General features: G+C 63.9%; 17 protein-coding genes and 1 tRNA gene. 9 read left to right on the forward strand and 9 right to left on the reverse strand.

From position 1 onward, the window contains the following. Positions 1-31: 31 nt before the first annotated feature. The 5 genes from HV773_RS29600 to HV773_RS29620 all read right to left on the reverse strand — a co-directional run bounded on the left by HV773_RS29600 (position 32) and on the right by HV773_RS29620 (position 5,276). A complete protein-coding gene (locus HV773_RS29600) occupies positions 32-1,243 on the reverse strand; it encodes a type II secretion system F family protein (protein ID WP_129562875.1) in 1,212 nt (403 codons plus the stop codon). Next, positions 1,240-2,559 (reverse strand): GspE/PulE family protein, encoded by a 1,320-nt coding sequence (locus HV773_RS29605; RefSeq protein WP_129562874.1) that lies wholly within the window; start codon positions 2,557-2,559, stop codon positions 1,240-1,242. Before HV773_RS29605 ends, HV773_RS29600 begins: the two co-directional genes overlap by 4 nt. 83 nt (positions 2,560-2,642) lie before the next feature. Next, positions 2,643-3,968 carry an HlyC/CorC family transporter gene (locus HV773_RS29610; protein ID WP_129562873.1) on the reverse strand — a complete coding sequence of 442 codons (1,326 nt, stop codon included), beginning with the start codon at positions 3,966-3,968 and terminating at the stop codon, positions 2,643-2,645. 206 nt (positions 3,969-4,174) lie between these two features. Next, a tRNA-Pro gene (locus HV773_RS29615) sits at positions 4,175-4,251 on the reverse strand. A gap of 32 nt (positions 4,252-4,283) precedes the next feature. Further along, entirely contained in the window at positions 4,284-5,276 is a 993-nt protein-coding gene (locus tag HV773_RS29620) for a polyprenyl synthetase family protein (protein WP_129562872.1), read from the reverse strand. Positions 5,277-5,501: 225 nt separating this feature from the next. Here HV773_RS29620 and rplU point away from each other — a divergent pair, with 225 nt between their 5' ends. The 4 genes from rplU to proB all read left to right on the forward strand — a co-directional run bounded on the left by rplU (position 5,502) and on the right by proB (position 8,614). Further along, positions 5,502-5,813, forward strand: coding sequence for a 50S ribosomal protein L21 (gene rplU / locus HV773_RS29625; protein WP_007180329.1), 312 nt, complete (start codon positions 5,502-5,504; stop codon positions 5,811-5,813). 26 nt (positions 5,814-5,839) lie between these two features. Further along, positions 5,840-6,103 carry a 50S ribosomal protein L27 gene (gene rpmA, locus HV773_RS29630; protein WP_129562871.1) on the forward strand — a complete coding sequence of 88 codons (264 nt, stop codon included), beginning with the start codon at positions 5,840-5,842 and terminating at the stop codon, positions 6,101-6,103. Between the two features lie 196 nt (positions 6,104-6,299). After that, positions 6,300-7,409, forward strand: a complete 1,110-nt coding sequence (gene cgtA / locus HV773_RS29635; RefSeq protein ID WP_129562870.1) for an Obg family GTPase CgtA — start codon at positions 6,300-6,302, stop codon at positions 7,407-7,409. A gap of 86 nt (positions 7,410-7,495) precedes the next feature. Further along, entirely contained in the window at positions 7,496-8,614 is a 1,119-nt protein-coding gene (gene proB, locus HV773_RS29640) for a glutamate 5-kinase (RefSeq protein ID WP_129562869.1), read from the forward strand. Between the two features lie 109 nt (positions 8,615-8,723). On the opposite strand, the gene HV773_RS29645 is transcribed toward proB, so the two are convergent. Further along, complete coding sequence (locus HV773_RS29645; protein WP_129562868.1) at positions 8,724-9,287, reverse strand: CNP1-like family protein; 564 nt, start codon at positions 9,285-9,287, stop codon at positions 8,724-8,726. A 97-nt stretch (positions 9,288-9,384) separates the two neighbouring features. Further along, positions 9,385-10,053: an RNA pyrophosphohydrolase gene (locus tag HV773_RS29650; protein WP_129562867.1), complete on the reverse strand. Its 669-nt coding sequence runs from the start codon at positions 10,051-10,053 to the stop codon at positions 9,385-9,387. A gap of 252 nt (positions 10,054-10,305) precedes the next feature. Here HV773_RS29650 and HV773_RS29655 point away from each other — a divergent pair, with 252 nt between their 5' ends. Together HV773_RS29655 and HV773_RS29660 are read left to right on the forward strand one after the other, a co-directional pair. Continuing rightward, positions 10,306-12,042, forward strand: coding sequence for a proline--tRNA ligase (locus tag HV773_RS29655; RefSeq protein WP_129562866.1), 1,737 nt, complete (start codon positions 10,306-10,308; stop codon positions 12,040-12,042). A gap of 80 nt (positions 12,043-12,122) precedes the next feature. Then, the gene (locus tag HV773_RS29660) at positions 12,123-12,722 is read left to right on the forward strand and encodes a MarC family protein (protein ID WP_129562865.1); all 600 of its coding nucleotides are present in this window, start codon (positions 12,123-12,125) and stop codon (positions 12,720-12,722) included. Positions 12,723-12,793: 71 nt separating this feature from the next. Here HV773_RS29660 and HV773_RS29665 read toward each other — a convergent pair whose 3' ends face one another. Both HV773_RS29665 and ffh read right to left on the reverse strand, forming a co-directional pair. After that, positions 12,794-13,345: a hypoxanthine-guanine phosphoribosyltransferase gene (locus tag HV773_RS29665; protein ID WP_129562864.1), complete on the reverse strand. Its 552-nt coding sequence runs from the start codon at positions 13,343-13,345 to the stop codon at positions 12,794-12,796. A 35-nt stretch (positions 13,346-13,380) separates the two neighbouring features. Next, positions 13,381-14,748, reverse strand: a complete 1,368-nt coding sequence (gene ffh / locus HV773_RS29670) for a signal recognition particle protein (RefSeq protein WP_129562863.1) — start codon at positions 14,746-14,748, stop codon at positions 13,381-13,383. A 105-nt stretch (positions 14,749-14,853) separates the two neighbouring features. Here ffh and HV773_RS29675 point away from each other — a divergent pair, with 105 nt between their 5' ends. The 3 genes from HV773_RS29675 to ampD are packed head-to-tail and all read left to right on the forward strand — an operon-like array spanning position 14,854 to position 16,933. Continuing rightward, positions 14,854-15,852 carry a cytochrome C assembly family protein gene (locus HV773_RS29675; protein WP_129562862.1) on the forward strand — a complete coding sequence of 333 codons (999 nt, stop codon included), beginning with the start codon at positions 14,854-14,856 and terminating at the stop codon, positions 15,850-15,852. A gap of 50 nt (positions 15,853-15,902) precedes the next feature. Continuing rightward, on the forward strand, positions 15,903-16,298 hold the full coding sequence (locus HV773_RS29680; protein WP_129562861.1) for a PP0621 family protein: 396 nt from the start codon (positions 15,903-15,905) through the stop codon (positions 16,296-16,298). Next, the gene (gene ampD / locus HV773_RS29685) at positions 16,295-16,933 is read left to right on the forward strand and encodes a 1,6-anhydro-N-acetylmuramyl-L-alanine amidase AmpD (protein WP_129562860.1); all 639 of its coding nucleotides are present in this window, start codon (positions 16,295-16,297) and stop codon (positions 16,931-16,933) included. Before HV773_RS29680 ends, ampD begins: the two co-directional genes overlap by 4 nt. Positions 16,934-17,355: the final 422 nt, after the last annotated feature.

Below are 17,355 nucleotides of genomic sequence, written 5' to 3' on the forward strand. Positions count from 1 at the left end.
ATGAGCGGAGGATCGTGATCTGGCAGCGATGCTACACCACGTTGCCGAGTTGAATAATGGGAAGGTACATCGCGACGACGAGGCCACCGACTAACGCGCCGAGCACCACGATTACGAGCGGCTCGCACAGGCTCGCGACGAGTGCGATCTTTTCGTCCACCTGACGGTCTGCGAGTGCGGCTACGTCGAGCAGCATGGCGTCGAGTGCGCCCGATTCCTCGGCGACGGCAACAGGCTGGATCACGTCCGCTGGAAAGCAGCCGGCCGAACGCATGGCCGAGGCGAGCCGCTCGCCGTGCCTCAGCCGTGCGCTGATATCCGCGCTTGCACGGTCGAAGAAGGCGTTGCCGCTTGCATGTGTCAGCGAATCGAAGGCATCGGCCAGCGGCGTGCCCGCGGCCAGCAGCGTGCCGAGCGCGCGGCTCCACCGTGCGGCGCACAGCGTGGTGAGCAGCGCGCCCGCGAGCGGCAGCGCGAGCACGATGCGCCCGAACGCGAGGCGCGACGCTTCGGAGCGCCGCAACAGCGCGTGCAGCGCGATTGTGGCGCTTGCTGCACCGATGGCGGCGGGCACGCTCCAGCGCGCGGCGGCAGCCGAGAGCATCAGCACGAATTGCGTGGGGGCGGGCAGTGCTGCGCCGAATCCGTCGAAGATCTGCTTGAAGGTGGGCACGACCCAGACCAGCAACGCTGATGTAATGGCGAGCGCGAGCAGCAGCACCGCGACCGGGTAGGTGAGCGCCGCGCGCACCTTGGCGCGTTGCGCGGCAGCGCGCTCGCGATCGTCGGCAAGGCGGGCGAGCACGGCGGCGAGCGCGCCTGACGCCTCGCCGACAGCAACGAGTTGGCAGTAGAGCGCGCCGAACCGCGAAGGGTGCTGCGCGAGCGAATCGGAAAAGCGCATGCCTGCCGTGATCTCGCGCGCGAGCGCGGCGGCGATGCGCGGCAGGCCGCGCGGCCCAGGCGCCTGGGCGAGCAATTCAAGCGCGCTCGCGAGCGGCAAGCCCGCGCGCAGCAGGCTGGCGAGCTGACGCGTGAAGCGCGTAATGTCCGCCTGGCTCGCGCGCGGCTGCGGGGCTGGGCCGCGGCGCTCGAGCGCGGTCGCGGTGATGCGCTCGCGCCGGAGCGCACCGCGTGCCGCTGCCGCGTCGAAAGCGATCAGCGTACCGCTGCGCACCGTGCCTGCGGCGTCGAGGCCGCGCCATGCGAAGCGCCAGTCGGACGGCGGCGGTGCGTGCTTCATGATGGAGCATCCGTTGCGCAGAGCGCTTCGGCGAGGCTCGTCGTGCCGTCTCTCACACGTGCGAGCGCCGCGTCGCGCAGCGTGGCCACGCCCTCCGCACGGGCCTGGCGCGCAATCTCGTGCGCGCTGCGTTGCGCAACGATCAGCTCGCGCATGGCGGTGCTGACGGGCATCACCTCATGAATGCCAACGCGGCCCCGGTAGCCGATTCCATGACACGCCTCACAGCCGTGCGCGACAAAGGGTTGGACCTCGTTCTGCGCGTCGTCGCTCTGGTTGAAAACGAGGCCGGCTGCGTCGAGCGCCGCCGCCGATTCATCGGCTCTCACACGACATTGTGGACACAGGCGCCGCACGAGTCGCTGTGCCGTGACGAGCCGCAACGCAGCGGCGAGGTTATACGGCTCCACGCCGATGTCGATGAGCCGGGCCACTGCAGCAGGCGCATCGTTGGTATGCAGGGTAGACAGCACGAGATGCCCGGTCTGCGCTGCCTTGACCGCGACGCTGGCGGTTTCTTCGTCGCGGATCTCGCCGATCATGATGACGTCCGGATCCTGGCGCAGCAGCGCGCGCAGCGCCAGTGCGAAGGTGAGCCCGGCCTTCTCGCGCACGTTGACCTGATTGATGCCGGCGAGCTGAATTTCCGCAGGGTCCTCGACCGAGCAAAGATTGCGCGACGCGTTATTGAGCATCTGCAGAAAGCAATAGAGCGAGAGCGTTTTGCCGCTGCCGGTCGGACCCGTGACCAGCACGAGACCGTGCGGCGCGCCGATCGCCGCGTCGAGCGTTTGCTGCTGTGTTTTATCGAGACCGAGCGCGGCGAGCGAGAGATCGGCGGGCAAGGCTTCGAGCCGGCGCAGCACGAGCTTCTCTCCATGCAGCGTAGGCAATGAGTTCACGCGGTAGTCTTCGTGCGCCAGCGTTTCGCCGCGCGGCGCGAGCCGCAGGCGTCCGTCCTGGGGAATGCGGCGCTCGGCGATGTCCATGCGCGCGAGCACCTTGATGCGCGTGGCGACTGCGTCACGCAGGTGAGCGGGCGGCCGCGCGGTTTCGTGCAATACGCCGTCGATGCGCAGGCGAATGCGCCAGCCGTGTTCGAGCGGCTCGACATGCAGATCGGAGGCGTTGCGCCGTGCGGCTTCGCGCAGCGTTTCGGAGAGAAGGCGCACGGCCGGCGCATCGTCGGGCGCAGCTGAGGATTGAGTGGAGAGGCCGGCTCGTACGGCGCCGCCAGAGGCAGCGCCATCGGCGGCGAGCGCTGCACAGACCTGCCCAGCGCCCCGTGCGATGAAATGATCAGGAATGGAAAACATCGGTTGCCGGCCCGAAGCCGCCGTGAGCGAGAGACGGCTTCATCATCGGCTGGCGTGGGAGTGCGCGCCACTCAGCCGAACGGCTAGCGTCCGGGCAGCAGCTTCTTGGCTTTTTGCAGCGCCCCCGCGCCTTTATTCGGCTTCGTGCCCGGTTTGAAGAGCTTGACCGTGCGTACGGCCTGATCGTCGCTGCGCAGCACTTCGAGCTTCACGTCGCCGATCTGCACGCACACGTCGCCCTCGGGAATCTCTTCGAGTACTTCGAGAATGAGACCGTTGAGCGTTTTCGGGCCATCTGTCGGCAGCTTGATATGCAGCCAGCGATTGAGTTCGCGCAAGGGCATGCTGCCGGGCACGATGCACTCACCCTGATCGTTCCAGCCGCCGCGTCCGGTGCCGCTGCGCGGCATGGTGGTCGTGAATTCGCCGATCAGCTCTTCGATGATGTCTTCCGGCGTCACGAGCCCTTCCATCTCGCCATACTCGTTCACGACGAGCGCGATGCGATGACGGCTTTCCTGGAAGTACTGAAGTTGCTGGAACACGGGCGTGCCGGTGGGTACGAAGTACGGCTCGGCGAGCAGTTCGCGCAGCGTCTCCCGCTCGAAGTCCTGGTTGTGCAGCGCGGCCAGCGTCTTGCGCACGTGCAGCACGCCGAGCACGCGGTCGATGTCGCCTTGATAGACAACCAGCTTGTTGTGATAGCAGGTTTCGAGCTGATGCAGGATGTCCTCGAGCGGTGCGTCGTAGTCGAGTGCCTCAATGCGCCGGCGCGGAATCATCACGTCGTCGACGGTGATGTTCTCCAGATCGAACAGGTTCAGGAGGATGCTGCGGTGCTTGGTGGGCATGAAGCTGCCCGACTCGAGCACGATGGTGCGCAACTCTTCGGTCGAGAGCCGCTGCTCGTTCGCCTTGCTCGTGTTGATGTGCAGCACGCGCAAGATGCCGTTTGCGAACATGTTCACGAACCAGATGACGGGCTTGGTCACGCGCATGAGCGGCGCGATCAGCAGGCTCGCCGGCAGTGCGATTTTTTCGGGGAAGGTGGCGCCGACGATCTTCGGCGTGATCTCCGCGAACACGATGATGAGGAACGCGACGATGCCGGTGGCGATCGAGAGCACCAGATTGTCGTGGCCGAACGTGTGCAGCGCGATCGAGGTGGTCAGGACCGGGATGATGGTGTTGAAGAGGTTATTGCCGATCAGGATGACCGAGAGCAGCAGGTCGGTGCGCGCGAGCAGTTTCTGCGTGGTCTTGGCGCCTAGCGCGCCGTGGTTCGCGAGATATTTCAGCCGATGGCGGTTGAGCGCCATCATCGCCGTTTCGGAGATGGAGAAGAAGCTGGAGCAGATGAGCAGGACGAAAATGGCGCAAATCTGCGCCCATAAAGGGAGGTGGTCCACGCTTCGAGACAGTGAGGGGAGAGGATGGGGAAACTATAGCAGAGGGGTGCCGCGGCACTGGCGCGCCTGACACCGCGTTAGCCGTCGGGATAAGGCTTCTGGGTGCGGTGGCCTGACGACGGTGCGCTATCTCTGTTTTCGACGAGTGAAAACGACGGACGAAAAAAAAGACCGTGCAACAAGTGCACGGTCTTTTCTCTGAAAACTGGTCGGGGTGAGAGGATTCGAACCTCCGGCCTCTACGTCCCGAACGTAGCGCTCTACCAGGCTAAGCTACACCCCGTTTCAATCACTCTTCAAACTTGCGTCGTCTTATTAAGACTGGCGCGTCGTTGAGTAAGAACATAATTCTAGCAGGCTATCTTTGTAAATGGAAGGGGGGAATGACGAAATTGCTGCTGCGGCTGCCTGGGCCTCGGCCTTCGCGCATTGAAGCGTGTGGTCGAGCGCGCCTGAGCGCGTGATGGCTGCGAAAATTTCGTCGAAGCGCGTTGTGCCGCCTTGCTCGATTGCCTCGCGTGCGAGCGCCGCTTCAGCGGCCGTGCCGTGCTCGATCAACCAGATGAGCGGCAACGTGGGTTTGCCTTCGCGCAGGTCGTCGCCGGCGTTCTTGCCCATCGATTCCGCCGTGCCGGTGTAGTCGAGCCAGTCGTCCATGATCTGGAACGCCGTGCCAATGCGCCGGCCATATTCGGCCGCCGCTTCTTCCGTGCGCGCATCCGTTCCCGCAAGCACCGCGCCCAGTTGCGCCGCCGCCTCGAAAAGCTTGGCTGTCTTGTAGCGAATCACCTGCATGTAGCGGCCGGTGTCGACGTCGGCGTCGTGCATGTTCAGGAGTTGAAGCACTTCGCCTTCGGAGATGATCGTCGTGGCCGCAGAGAGGATCTCCATCACGCGCATCTTGCCCACGCCCACCATCATCTCGAACGAGCGCGAATACAGATAGTCGCCCACCAGCACGCTGGCCGCGTTGCCGAACAGGGCGTTGGCCGTCTGACGGCCGCGCCGCAGGTCGGATTCGTCGACGACGTCGTCGTGCAGCAGCGTGGCCGTGTGGATGAACTCGACAACGGCCGCGAGCGTATGGCGATGGGCGCCACGGTCGCCGAGCGCGCCGGCCACGAGCAGCAACAGGGCCGGACGCAGCCGCTTGCCTCCCGCGCCGATGATGTATTCGGAGATCTGGTTGATCAGCATCACCTCGGACGCCAGACTTTGCCGGATGACACGGTTGACCTGCTCCATGTCATTGGCAACGGGCGCGAGCAGGGTGGCTGCGCTGGGGGAATGGGTGGCGGTGGACGACATGATGGCAAATAGAGGTAGTGCCGCGGATTATAAGGTGAATCGGCGCTGCGCCGGACGCTGCCCTGCCGTTTGGCCAGGGTTTCCTCGATGCTTCCCTCTATTCGGTGCGGGTTCGGCTGCTGAGTCGATGTCCAATACCTTTTGACCGTGCAGCTAACTCTATGTATAATCTAAGGTTTCTTGGGCGCGCAGTGTGCCCGGGATTATTGAAGAGTGAGGTTCTCAATGTACGCGGTCATAAAAACCGGCGGCAAGCAGTACAAAGTTGCTGTTGGCGAAAAACTTAAAGTAGAACAGATACCGGCTGACATTGACGCAGAAATCACGCTCGACCAGGTTCTCGCAGTGGGCGAAGGCGAATCGATTAAGTTCGGTACGCCGCTGGTCAGTGGGGCTTCCGTCAAGGCCACCGTTGTGTCGCAAGGCCGACACGCCAAAGTGACCATCTTCAAGATGCGTCGCCGGAAGCACTACCAGAAGCATGGCGGCCACCGCCAGAACTACACCGAACTGCGCATCGACGCGATCAACGCGTAAGCGCACGCAGGTAAAGGAGCAAACAAATGGCACACAAAAAGGCAGGCGGGTCGTCACGTAACGGCCGCGACTCAGAGTCGAAACGACTTGGCGTTAAGGTGTTCGGCGGCCAGGCTATCCTCGCAGGCGGCATCATCGTTCGCCAGCGCGGTACGCGCATGCATCCGGGCCTGAACGTCGGCATCGGCAAGGACCACACGCTCTTCGCGCTGGTCGACGGCCACGTCTCGTTCACGACCAAGGGTGCGCTGAACAAGCACTTGGTCAACGTCGTTCCGGCAGCGGCCTAAGTACTAGCCGCTCGCAATCGACGCAAGGAAGGCCCCGCGAAGTTTGCGGGGCTTTTTGTTTATGGGCTTGTCCGGGGCTCGATTGACCGGTTTCGCTGGCCAGACGGCCCGGGCCAGACGGCCTGGGCCGAACGGCCAGGTTGGCCGGTGAGGCCGCCGCGGGCAAAATACCGACATTCACGGGACGGAGTAACTCATGAAGTTCATTGACGAAGCGAAGATCGAAGTCATCGCCGGCGATGGGGGCGATGGCAGCGCGTCGATGCGGCGCGAGAAGTTCGTCCCGTTTGGCGGGCCGGACGGCGGCGATGGCGGGCGGGGCGGCAGCGTTTACGCAATCGCCGACCGCAACATCAATACGCTGATCGACTATCGCTATACGAAAAAGCATCTGGCGCGCAACGGCGAAAACGGTCGCGGCTCGGACTGCTATGGCAAGGGCGGCGACGACATCACGCTGCGCATGCCCGTGGGCACGACCATCACCGACCTCGACACGGGCGAGCTGATCGCCGACCTGACCGAGCACGACCAGCGCGTGATCGTCGCGAACGGCGGTGCGGGCGGTCTCGGCAACCTGCATTTCAAGTCGTCCACGAACCGCGCGCCGCGCCAGAAGACTGACGGCAAGCCCGGCGAGCGCCGCATGCTCAAGCTCGAGCTGAAGGTGCTGGCCGACGTCGGCCTGCTCGGCATGCCGAATGCGGGCAAGTCCACGTTTATTTCCTCGGTGTCCAACGCCAAGCCGAAGATCGCCGACTACCCGTTCACGACGCTCGCGCCGAATCTGGGCGTGGTGCGCGTGGGTCCGAGCAAGAGCTTCGTGATTGCCGACATTCCGGGCCTGATCGAAGGCGCCGCTGAAGGCGCGGGCCTCGGCCATCAATTCCTGCGCCATCTGCAGCGCACCAATCTGCTGCTGCATCTTGTCGATCTCGCACCGTTCGACGAAACCGTCGACCCGGTCGCCGAGGCGAAGGCGATTGTCGAAGAGTTGCGCAAGTATGACGAGTTGCTCTATGAGAAGCCGCGCTGGCTCGTGCTGAACAAGCTCGACATGGTGCCCGAGGAAGAGCGCGCGGCGCGCATCGCCGACTTCGTTGAGCGTTTCGAATGGGATGGCCCCGTTTTCGAAATTTCTGCGCTTACCGGGCAGGGCTGCGAGAATCTTTGCTATGCGGTGTACGACTACACCGCAGCGCATTCGGACGCGCGCCGCGCTGCCGAGGCCGAAGACCTCGCTTCCGACGTGCGTTTTCGCGAGGGTAGCCAAGGCGATCAGGGCGCGGCGCAGCCGCAGGAATAAACCACTGTACGTGCCGGTGCGCCGGCCGCGCCGGCAGCTTCAAGATAACTTCGCGCATCATCAGTCATTTGGGGAGACAGCCCAGCATGCGTTCCGTCATCGCCGATTCCCGGCGTCTGGTAGTGAAAGTCGGTTCGAGCCTGGTCACGAACGATGGTCGTGGGCTCGATCACACGGCCATCGGCCGCTGGGCCGCGCAAATCGCGGCACTGCGTGCTCAGGGCAAGGAGGTCGTGCTCGTGAGTTCCGGCGCGATTGCCGAAGGTATGCAGCGCCTTGGCTGGACCAAACGCCCGCGCGAAATCGATGAGCTGCAGGCCGCTGCCGCGGTCGGCCAGATGGGGCTCGCGCAAGTCTACGAGAGTCGCTTTGCCGAGCATGACATCCGCACCGCGCAGATTCTGCTTACGCACGCCGACCTCGCGGACCGCGAACGCTATCTGAACGCGCGTTCCACGCTGCTCACGCTGCTGCGCCTCGGTGTGGTGCCGATCATCAACGAAAACGATACCGTGGTTACCGACGAAATCAAGTTCGGCGACAACGACACGCTCGGCGCGCTGGTGGCGAACCTGATCGAAGGCGACGCGCTCATCATTCTCACCGACCAGAGCGGCCTCTATACCGCCGATCCGCGCAAGGATCCGTCCGCCACGCTCGTGCAGGAAGCCGATGCGGGCAAGCCGGAACTTGAGGCGATGGCCGGCGGCGCGGGTTCGAGCCTCGGCCGGGGCGGCATGCTCACGAAGATTCTCGCGGCCAAGCGCGCGGCGCACAGCGGCGCGAACACCGTGATCGCGAGCGGGCGTGAGACCGAGGTGCTGGTGCGCCTTGCCTCGGGCGAGGCGATCGGCACGCAGCTTATCGCGCGCACCGCGCGCATGGCCGCGCGCAAACAGTGGATGGCCGATCACCTGCAGGTGCGCGGCCACGTGGTGATCGACGACGGCGCCGTGCAGAAGCTCAAGGCGGACGGCAAGAGTCTTCTGCCCATCGGCGTGGTTGGCGTGCAAGGCGCTTTCGCGCGCGGCGAAGTCATTGCCTGTTTGAATGGCGAGGGCCGGGAAGTCGCACGCGGTCTCACTAATTACAGCAGCGCCGAAACGAAGCTCATCCAGCGGCGTCCGAGCGGCGAGATCGAGAGCATTCTCGGCTACATGCTCGAGCCGGAACTCATTCATCGAGACAATCTCGTGCTGGTCTGAGGGCGTATGCTCCGGTCCGATGGCTGGAGCATGCTCGAGATGACAAAAAGCCGCAGCGGTAATCGACCGTTGCGGCTTTTTTCATGGCAACTCGGGGTGCCCTTGGGTGTCAGCGCACGAGCGTCGCCTGAGTGCGCCCATAACGAATGTTCTCGACGATTGTCGATGCCTTCCCAACTGGCATCTTGTTCGCGCAAAAGTAGTCCTGATAAAGCGCCGAGTGATAGGCGTTGAGCGTGCCGTTCTCGATGCGCGACCAGTCGTTCGCCACGGTCTGGTCCCAGCCGTTGTGATCGGCGTCGAGGCTCGCGTAGAGGCGCCACTCGTAGGTATCGCAGCGGATCCCTTCGTAGTTGACGTTGCGCGCGCCAGTCGGGCTCGTGATGACGATGGTGTAGCGCACGACGCCGTCGGTGCCGACCGTGAGCGACGCTGGATCGATCGAGAACTTGAGCGGCGTATTGTTCGAGACGACAAATCCGAGAAGCGGCGTATTGGCCTGCGGCAGCGCCGGCAGTCCTTCGAGCTTGTTTTCCTGCCAATTGCCTTTGCGGTCGAGCAGGTAGACGAAAGCGCTGTCGTCCTTGTTGGTGGGGCCAGAGCTGCCGCAGCCGGCCAGCAGGACGCTGCTTGCGGCCGCGGCGCACACCGCGGCAAGAGCCAATCGTTTCAAATTGATTTCCTTCGATGCACCAGCGCCGCGCGCAAGAATGCGCAGCGCCGGTGGTGGCGGTTCGAGCGTTTAGTGCGACGTCGCGTGCCGGGTTGTTTTACCCGTGCTCGCCCGGCGCAGGCTCGATCATACTCTCCGCCGTGCCGCAATCGCTTTCGAGCGCCGTGTGGCTGGCGTCGTCGACCAGCGACGGCTCGAGCTGCACCGCCTCGGCGTGCGCCGATGTGACAATGCGCGGGTAGCGCACCTCATGGCCGTGCACACCGCCGCCCCGTGCGGGGCGCGGCATGGCCGGGCGCCGCAGGAAGCGCGAAAGCTCGGTCAGGGCGAGCTGATAGACATCGCGCTTGAACTCGATGACCGCTTCGAGCGGCACCCAGTATTCGTTCCAGCGCCACGCATCGAACTCGGGATGCTCCGTCGCCCGCAGGCAGATATCACAATCGCGCCCGACCATACGCAGCAAAAACCAGATTTGCTTTTGCCCGCGATAATGGCCGCGCACCTCGCGCTTGATGAACTTGTCCGGCACCTCATAACGCAACCAGTCGCGTGTGCGACCGATAATCTTGACGTGCTCCGGATGCAGCCCGGTTTCTTCGTGCAACTCCCTATACATCGCCTGCATGGGGGTTTCACCATATTTGATGCCCCCTTGCGGAAACTGCCAGGAATGTTCGCGTAACCGTTTGCCCCAAAACACTTCGTTTCGTGCGTTCAAGAGGATGATGCCGACGTTCGGGCGAAACCCCTCACGATCCAGCATACAACCACCTTCGAATCCTTTAAAATTGCTTTGATTATAAACAGATAACGGCCCTTCCGCACCCGATGGCCATTCGCGCCCCCAGAACATTGGATCGTTTCGCGAGGCGCGCGCAAACCGCGTTGGCCGCAAGAGCGTCCGGTGTCATCCGCGCGGCGCTCGCAGCGTGGTCATAATGTCGGGTCTGTGAACTCCACCGTTGGACTCTTTCGGGCGGCCTATCGTCGGGCCGCCGCCTTTGGAAAACTCTGAATGAAAGCCTCCCGTTTCTTTATCGGCACCCTGAAGGAAGCGCCGGCTGACGCCGAAATCGTCAGCCACAAGTTGATGGTCCGCGCGGGCATGATCCGCCGCATTGCGGGCGGCATCTACAACTATCTGCCGATCGGCCTGCGCTCGATTCGCAAGGTCGAGCAGATCGTGCGCGAGGAAATGAACCGCGCCGGCGCCATCGAGCTGCTCATGCCGGCCGTGCAGCCGGCCGAGCTCTGGCAGGAGTCGGGGCGCTGGGAGCAATACGGGCCGGAACTGCTGCGCTTCAAGGACCGCAAGCAAAGCGACTTCGTCATGGGGCCGACGCACGAGGAAGTCGTCACCGACATCGCGCGTGGCCAGATCAAGAGCTATCGCCAGTTGCCGGTGAACTTCTATCAGGTCCAGACGAAGTTCCGCGACGAAATCCGTCCCCGTTTCGGCGTGATGCGCGGCCGCGAGTTCATCATGAAGGACGCGTATTCGTTCGATAAGGACGTAGACGGCCTGAAGCTCTCGTATCAGAAGATGTACGACGCCTATGTGCGCATCTTCACGCGCCTCGGCCTGCATTTCCGCGCGGTCGCGGCCGACAACGGCTCGATCGGCGGCAGCGGCTCGCACGAATTCCACGTGATCGCGGAAACTGGCGAAGACGACATCGCTTACTGCCCGACCTCGGAATTCGCGGCCAACGTGGAAGCGGCAGAAGCGCTGCCGCTCATCGCCGAGCGTGCTGCACCCAAGCAGGCGCTCACCAAGACGTCCACGCCGGGCGCGGCCAAGTGCGAAGCCGTGGCTGAACTGCTCGGCATTTCGCTCGAAAGCACGATCAAGTCGATCATCCTCGCGACGGAAAACGAGGGCGCCGAGCCCACGATCTGGCTGCTGATGCTGCGCGGCGACCACGACTTGAACGAGATCAAGGCGAGCAAGATTGAAGGCCTCGCCGGTTTCCGCTTCGCGACCGAAGCCGAGATCGTCGAGTGGTTCGGCACGCCGCCGGGCTACCTCGGGCCGCTGAACACGAAGAAGCCCGTAAAGGTGATCGCCGACCGCACGGTCGCGAACATGAGCGACTTCGTGGTGGGCACGAACGAAGTGGACTTCCACACCACGGGCGTGAACTGGGGCCGCGATCTGCCGGAGCCGGTCGTCGCCGATATCCGCAACGTGAAGAAGGGCGATCCCTCGCCGGACGGCAAAGGCGTGCTCGACATCTGCCGCGGCATCGAAGTGGGCCACGTGTTCCAACTCGGCACCAAGTACTCCGAGGCAATGGGCGCGACCTGCCTTGCCGAAAACGGCAAGCCCGCGCCCATGCAGATGGGCTGCTACGGTGTCGGCATCACGCGTATTCTGGGTGCGGCGATCGAGCAGAACTTCGATGAGAAGGGCATCATCTGGCCGGAATCGATCGCACCGTTCCAGGTGGTCGTGTGCCCGATGGGCATGGACCGTAGCGAGCTCGTGCGCGAGCACGCCGAGCGCGTCTACGACGAACTGCTGAAGGCCGGCGTGGACGTGATCCTCGACGACCGTGGCGAGCGTCCGGGCGTGATGTTCGCCGACTGGGAGCTGATCGGCGTGCCGCATCGTCTCGTGATCGGCGAGCGCGGTCTGAAGGAAGGCAAGATCGAGTACCAGGGCCGCCGCGACGCCGAAGCAACGCTGCTGCCGGCCGAAGAAGCCGCGCAGTCGGTGGCGCAGAAGATCCAGGCAGCGCTCGCGGTCTAACGCGACCCGGTCTAACGCGACCCGGTCTGACGCGACCCGGTCTTATCTATCGCTAACTGAGCCAAAGGAGCGTCGCGAGCGTGGAATACAGCTTCATGTCTGCGACGGTCCTGCTGCTGCTCATTACCGATCCGCTCGGCAACATCCCGCTTTTCATCGGGTGCCTGCATCATGTGGCGCGGGAGCGCCGGGCGATCGTGATCCTGCGCGAAGTGGCGATTGCGTTCGTGATCCTGCTCCTCTTCATGGTGGCAGGCAACGCCTTCCTGAGGATGATGGGGCTCACGGACACGTCGCTGCGCATCGGCGGCGGCATCGTGCTGTTTTTGATCGCGCTGCGCATGATCTTTCCGCATCCGGGCGGGCCGTTCGGCGGTAGCGACAAGGGCGGCGAGCCGCTTATCGTGCCACTCGCGATTCCCGCGCTTGCGGGGCCTTCGGCGCTTGCCACGGTCATGCTGCTCACCTCGCAGGCGCCGGGCAAGCTGTTCGAGTGGATCGGCGCGCTGGTCGTGACGATGGCGATCTGTGCGATCGTGCTGCTGCTCGCGGAGCGCATCCAGCAATGGCTCGGCGAGCGTGTGGTGACGGCCTTCGAGCGGCTGATGGGCCTCGTGCTCGTGGCGATTTCGGTGGAGATGATACTCGCGGGGATCAGCACGTTCGTGCATCACCTCTGACGTTGCTGTTCACGCCGGAGACAAAAAAAGCAGCCCGAAGGCTGCTTTTTTCATGGTGCTGGGTTCGCGCTTCAAGCGCCTTCGGTCAGCGCCCGGATGGTCGGCAGATTGCGCCAGTAGCCCTTCGCGTCCATGCCGCAGCCGAACACGTAGCGGTCCGGCACCGAAAAGCCGCAGTAATCCGGATGCAGCGGCTTGGCCTTCGAGAGAATCTTTTCGCACAGCACAGCCGAGAGGAAACGCTTCGCGCCCATGTCCATGATGCGGTCGCGGATCGCGGCCATGGTCTCGCCTTCGTCGAGGATGTCGTCGAGCACGAGCACGACACGGTCCTTCACCGACTCGCGTGGCGCCACGCGCCACTGCATTTCCGCGCTGCCCTTGATGGCGTTGCGATAGCGCGTGAGGTGGATGTAGTCGAATTCGAGCGGGAAGTCGAGGTGCGGCAGCAGCATGCCGGTGAACACGGCCGCACCACCCATCACCGACAGCACGAGCGGAAAGTCCTCGCTGACCTCGGCGCGGATGGCGTCGGCCATTCGGCCGATCGACGCATTGACTTCGCCCTCCGTAACGATTTCTTCGGAGTGGCTGTAAATGTGGAGGGCTTCTTCGCGATTCATGACTGTGGTGAGGCTGTGGTTGTTGCTGTTTTCTATCAACGCATGCCGGGCATCATGCCCTTCATGCCGCGCATCATCTTCTGCAGATTGCCGCCCTTCAGCTTCTTCATCATAGTGCGCATCTGGTCGTACTGGTTCAGCAGGCGGTTGACCTCCTGGACCTGCACGCCCGCGCCCGCCGCGATGCGGCGCTTGCGCGTGGCCTTGATGAGATCGGGCTTGGCGCGTTCCTGGGCCGTCATCGAGTTGATAATGCCTTCCATGCGGCGCATCTGCTTTTCGGCCTGGCCCATGTCGGCACCCGAGGCGGCCTGCTGGAACTGCGCGGGCAGCTTGTCCATGAGCGACGAGAGGCCGCCCATCTTCTTCATCTGCGAGAGCTGCGCACGGAAGTCGTTGAGATCGAAGTCGCCGCCTTTCTTGACCTTGTCGGCGAGCTTTTGCGCGGCTTGAACGTCCACGCCGCGCTGCGCTTCCTCGACGAGCGCGAGAATGTCGCCCATGCCGAGGATCCGGTTCGCCATGCGGTCCGGGTGGAACACTTCGAGGCCGTCGAGCTTTTCCGCGACGCCGACGAACTTGATCGGCTTGCCCGTGATGTGGCGCACGGAGAGCGCCGCGCCGCCGCGCGAGTCGCCGTCGAGCTTGGTGAGCACGACGCCGGTGAGCGGCAGGGCGTCGTTAAACGCCTTCGCGGTGTTGACCGCATCCTGGCCGAGCATCGCGTCGACGACGAAGAGCGTTTCGGCCGGCTTGAGCGAGGCGTGCAGCGCGGTGATCTCGTTCATCATCGCCTCGTCGATACCGAGGCGGCCGGCCGTGTCGACGAGCAGCACGTCGTGATAGTGGCGCTTGGCCCAGTCGACGGCCGCATTGGCGATGTCGACAGGCTTTTGATCGGGCTGCGAGGGGAAGAAGTCGGCGCCGACCTGTTCCGTCACCGTCTTCAACTGCGCGATAGCGGCAGGGCGGTAGACGTCGCAAGAAACGGTGAGGACCTTCTTCTTGTACTTTTCGCGCAGGAGCTTGGCGAGCTTGCCGACCGTGGTGGTCTTGCCGGCGCCTTGCAGGCCTGCCATCAGGATGACCGCGGGCGGCGTGACGGCGAGATCGAGCTCGGCGGCCTTGCCTTCGTAGTCGCCGCCGATCACGGCGGTCAGCTCGCGCTGCACCACGCCGACGAGCGCCTGACCCGGCGAGAGGCTGCCGATCACTTCTTCGCCGAGCGCCTTTTCCTTCACCTTGGCGATGAATTCGCGCACGACGGGCAGTGCCACGTCCGCTTCCAGCAGCGCGAGACGTACTTCGCGCAGCATTTCCTGCGTGTTGGCCTCGGTCAGCCGGGCCTCGCCGCGCAGCGTCTTGACGACGTGCGCCATCCGTTGAGTGAGATTGTCGAGCATGGGGAGCGGTGAGCAGTGCGGCCCGGTGCACGCGCGCGAAAGCGGGAATCGATGGCGATTCGTCGCGATCCGTCGCGGAGAGGGGGCCTATAGTAAACTTCGAACATGGATATTGTACTGTATGCCCTCACCGTGCTCCTGTACGGCGGTTTATGCGCCGCCGACTGGCGGGCATTGCGCCGCGCGAGCACCGCGCCGCTCTTCGGCAGCGTGCCACCGGTCCCGGTGACGGTTGCCGCAGGCGCACCGGGTGTCGCCGGTGCCGCGGGCGGGTCTTCGATTGGTTCGGGCGGTTTGCACGACGGCGCGCCGCGTGCCCGCAGCTTCGGCCCGCTTTCTCGCGCGCTGCTTTTCATCGCACTTGCGGCACATGGCGTGCTGCTCCATGTGACGATCTTCCCGGCTCACGAAATGGTGTTCGGCTTCGCGTTCGCGTTGTCTGCCATGTTCTGGCTGGGCGCGGGGATCTATTGGATCGAGAGCTTTTTCTTCGAGCTCGATGGGCTGCGTTTGCTGTTGCTGCCGCTGGCCGGCGTGGCCGCGATTCTGCCGCTCGTGTTCGGCGGTGTGCGCGTTCTGCCTTACGCGGCCGCGCCCATGTTCAAGCTGCATTTCGTCATCGCCAATGTCGCGTACGGGCTGTTTGCGATTGCCGCGCTGCACGCAGTGCTGATGCTCGCGGTCGAACGCCGCCTGCACGCGCTCAAGGGCGCGGGTTTCCAGCGCAACGGCGGCAATCGTGCGGGTAACCGCAGCGCCGGATGGCTCTCGAACTGGATCGAGACGTTGCCGCCGCTCCTCACGATGGAGAAACTGCTGTTCCGTCTGATCGGCGCGGGCTTCGTGCTGCTCACGGCCACGCTGGTCTCGGGCATCGTGTTCAGCGAGCAACTGTTCGATCGTCCGCTCTCGCTCGATCACAAGACGGTGTTCGCGATCCTCTCGTGGCTGATGTTCGGCTCGCTGCTCACCGCGCGCAAAATTTCCGGCTGGCGCGGCCGCGCTGCGCTGCGCTGGGTGATTGCGTCGTTCGTCGCGCTCCTGCTTGCCTATGTGGGTAGCCGCTTTGTGTTCGAGGTGCTGCTGCACCGCCCCATCGTCTGACGCGAGGCGCGTTGCCTCGCTACTGGCGTACAGATTCACACGCTGATTTCATGAGACAGATTCTTCTTCTTATCCTGCTGTTCGTTGTTGGGCAGTGGTTCTTCAAGTCGCTGCGCAACTCGCAGCATTCGCGTCCCGGCGCCGATCCGCGACAGGGCGGGGCGGGCGGTGCGTGGCGCACGGGCAATGGCCCCGGCGCTGCTGGCGGTCCTTTCGGTGCGAATGGCGCGGGTGCTGGCAACACGGCTGGCAACACGGCTGGCAATCGCGGTGGAAACGGCGCTGGCAACGGCGCATTGCCCGAGCCGATGGTCCGCTGCGCCGAGTGCGGTGTTCATGCGCCGCGCAGCGAGTCGGTGAGCGTGGGTGTCCAAACCTTCTGCTGCGCCGAGCATGCGCGGGTGTACGACGCGCGCAAGACTCACCAGGATCGTCCCGCGCGATGAGCGCGACCCCGTCGTCCGGGGAGCCCGGGTTCGCAGTCGATGCGCAGGGCTGGGTTGCCGGCGCACGCCGTCTGCCAACGCCCAACTTCGAGGCGCGTCCTGCTGGTGTGGTCCCCACGCTGATCGTGGTGCACAACATCAGTTTGCCGCCCGACACCTTTGGCGGCTCCGAGATCGCCGACCTGTTCCTCAATCGTCTCGATTGCGATGCGCATCCGTATTTCGATGCTTATCTGCGCGGCGTGCGCGTGTCCGCGCACTTCGTGATTCACCGCGACGGCACGCTCGAGCAATTCGTCTCGTGCGCCGAGCGCGCATGGCACGCGGGGCTGTCCAATTTCTTTGGGCGCGAGCGTTGCAACGACTTCTCAATCGGCATCGAACTCGAGGGCAGCGATACGTGCGCGTTCGAGCCCGCGCAATACGCGACGCTCGCACCGCTCGTCAGGTCGCTGGCGGCGCATTATCCGATCGACGCGCTAGCGGGACATTCGGATATCGCTCCCGGCAGAAAAACCGATCCCGGCCCGCATTTCGACTGGGCCCGCTTGCAGCGCGAGACGCACCTCGCCGATGCCTTCTTCCCCTATATCCACCCGCGCATGGGGAACGACGCACGCGACGCGTCGCCGTGACTCACGCAAGCGCCATTAAAGAAGCGCAACTAAACGGAACCCCTGGCCGCGTGCTAACCGTAGCGTTGCACATGGACTTTCTGGCGCACGCAAATTGATGTTTCGCTCGAATGCCCGCGCCGTCTGGGCTTCGCGCCGGCGCCCTCGTTGTCAAGGCTTTTGGAAGGAAATTTAGCCGTTGACCGTCCGGCAACTTCCACTATACTTCGTACCCGAAGCACGGCCTTACACCATATGTTGTGTTGTTCTGCGGCGCCCCGCTCTGACGAGCATGGCGCCGCGCGCATTAGCGGCATAGAAAAACTTGTGCAGTGCGGCTGCCCGGAAAACCGGCAGCACCGGCTGCAATCGAGAAAAAAGGTACAGCCAATGATCGCGGCATCCACGATGAAGACCGAAGCGTTCTGTGATTCATCTGCCTT

This window comes from Paraburkholderia caffeinitolerans (assembly GCF_902859945.1).
In the GTDB taxonomy this organism is placed as follows: Bacteria; Pseudomonadota; Gammaproteobacteria; order Burkholderiales; family Burkholderiaceae; genus Paraburkholderia; species Paraburkholderia caffeinitolerans.

Excerpts from the sequence above, each read along its gene's own strand:
- HV773_RS29675 (WP_129562862.1), top strand. The coding sequence starts at position 14,854 with ATGGATATTGTACTGTATGCCCTCACCGTGCTCCTGTACGGCGGTTTA.
- HV773_RS29680 (WP_129562861.1), top strand. The coding sequence starts at position 15,903 with ATGAGACAGATTCTTCTTCTTATCCTGCTGTTCGTTGTTGGGCAGTGG.
- HV773_RS29665 (WP_129562864.1), bottom strand. The coding sequence starts at position 13,345 with ATGAATCGCGAAGAAGCCCTCCACATTTACAGCCACTCCGAAGAAATC.
- ampD (WP_129562860.1), top strand. The coding sequence starts at position 16,295 with ATGAGCGCGACCCCGTCGTCCGGGGAGCCCGGGTTCGCAGTCGATGCG.
- HV773_RS29650 (WP_129562867.1), bottom strand. The coding sequence starts at position 10,053 with ATGCTGGATCGTGAGGGGTTTCGCCCGAACGTCGGCATCATCCTCTTG.
- ffh (WP_129562863.1), bottom strand. The coding sequence starts at position 14,748 with ATGCTCGACAATCTCACTCAACGGATGGCGCACGTCGTCAAGACGCTG.
- HV773_RS29620 (WP_129562872.1), bottom strand. The coding sequence starts at position 5,276 with ATGTCGTCCACCGCCACCCATTCCCCCAGCGCAGCCACCCTGCTCGCG.
- proB (WP_129562869.1), top strand. The coding sequence starts at position 7,496 with ATGCGTTCCGTCATCGCCGATTCCCGGCGTCTGGTAGTGAAAGTCGGT.
- HV773_RS29600 (WP_129562875.1), bottom strand. The coding sequence starts at position 1,243 with ATGAAGCACGCACCGCCGCCGTCCGACTGGCGCTTCGCATGGCGCGGC.
- HV773_RS29655 (WP_129562866.1), top strand. The coding sequence starts at position 10,306 with ATGAAAGCCTCCCGTTTCTTTATCGGCACCCTGAAGGAAGCGCCGGCT.
- cgtA (WP_129562870.1), top strand. The coding sequence starts at position 6,300 with ATGAAGTTCATTGACGAAGCGAAGATCGAAGTCATCGCCGGCGATGGG.
- rplU (WP_007180329.1), top strand. The coding sequence starts at position 5,502 with ATGTACGCGGTCATAAAAACCGGCGGCAAGCAGTACAAAGTTGCTGTT.
- HV773_RS29605 (WP_129562874.1), bottom strand. The coding sequence starts at position 2,559 with ATGTTTTCCATTCCTGATCATTTCATCGCACGGGGCGCTGGGCAGGTC.
- rpmA (WP_129562871.1), top strand. The coding sequence starts at position 5,840 with ATGGCACACAAAAAGGCAGGCGGGTCGTCACGTAACGGCCGCGACTCA.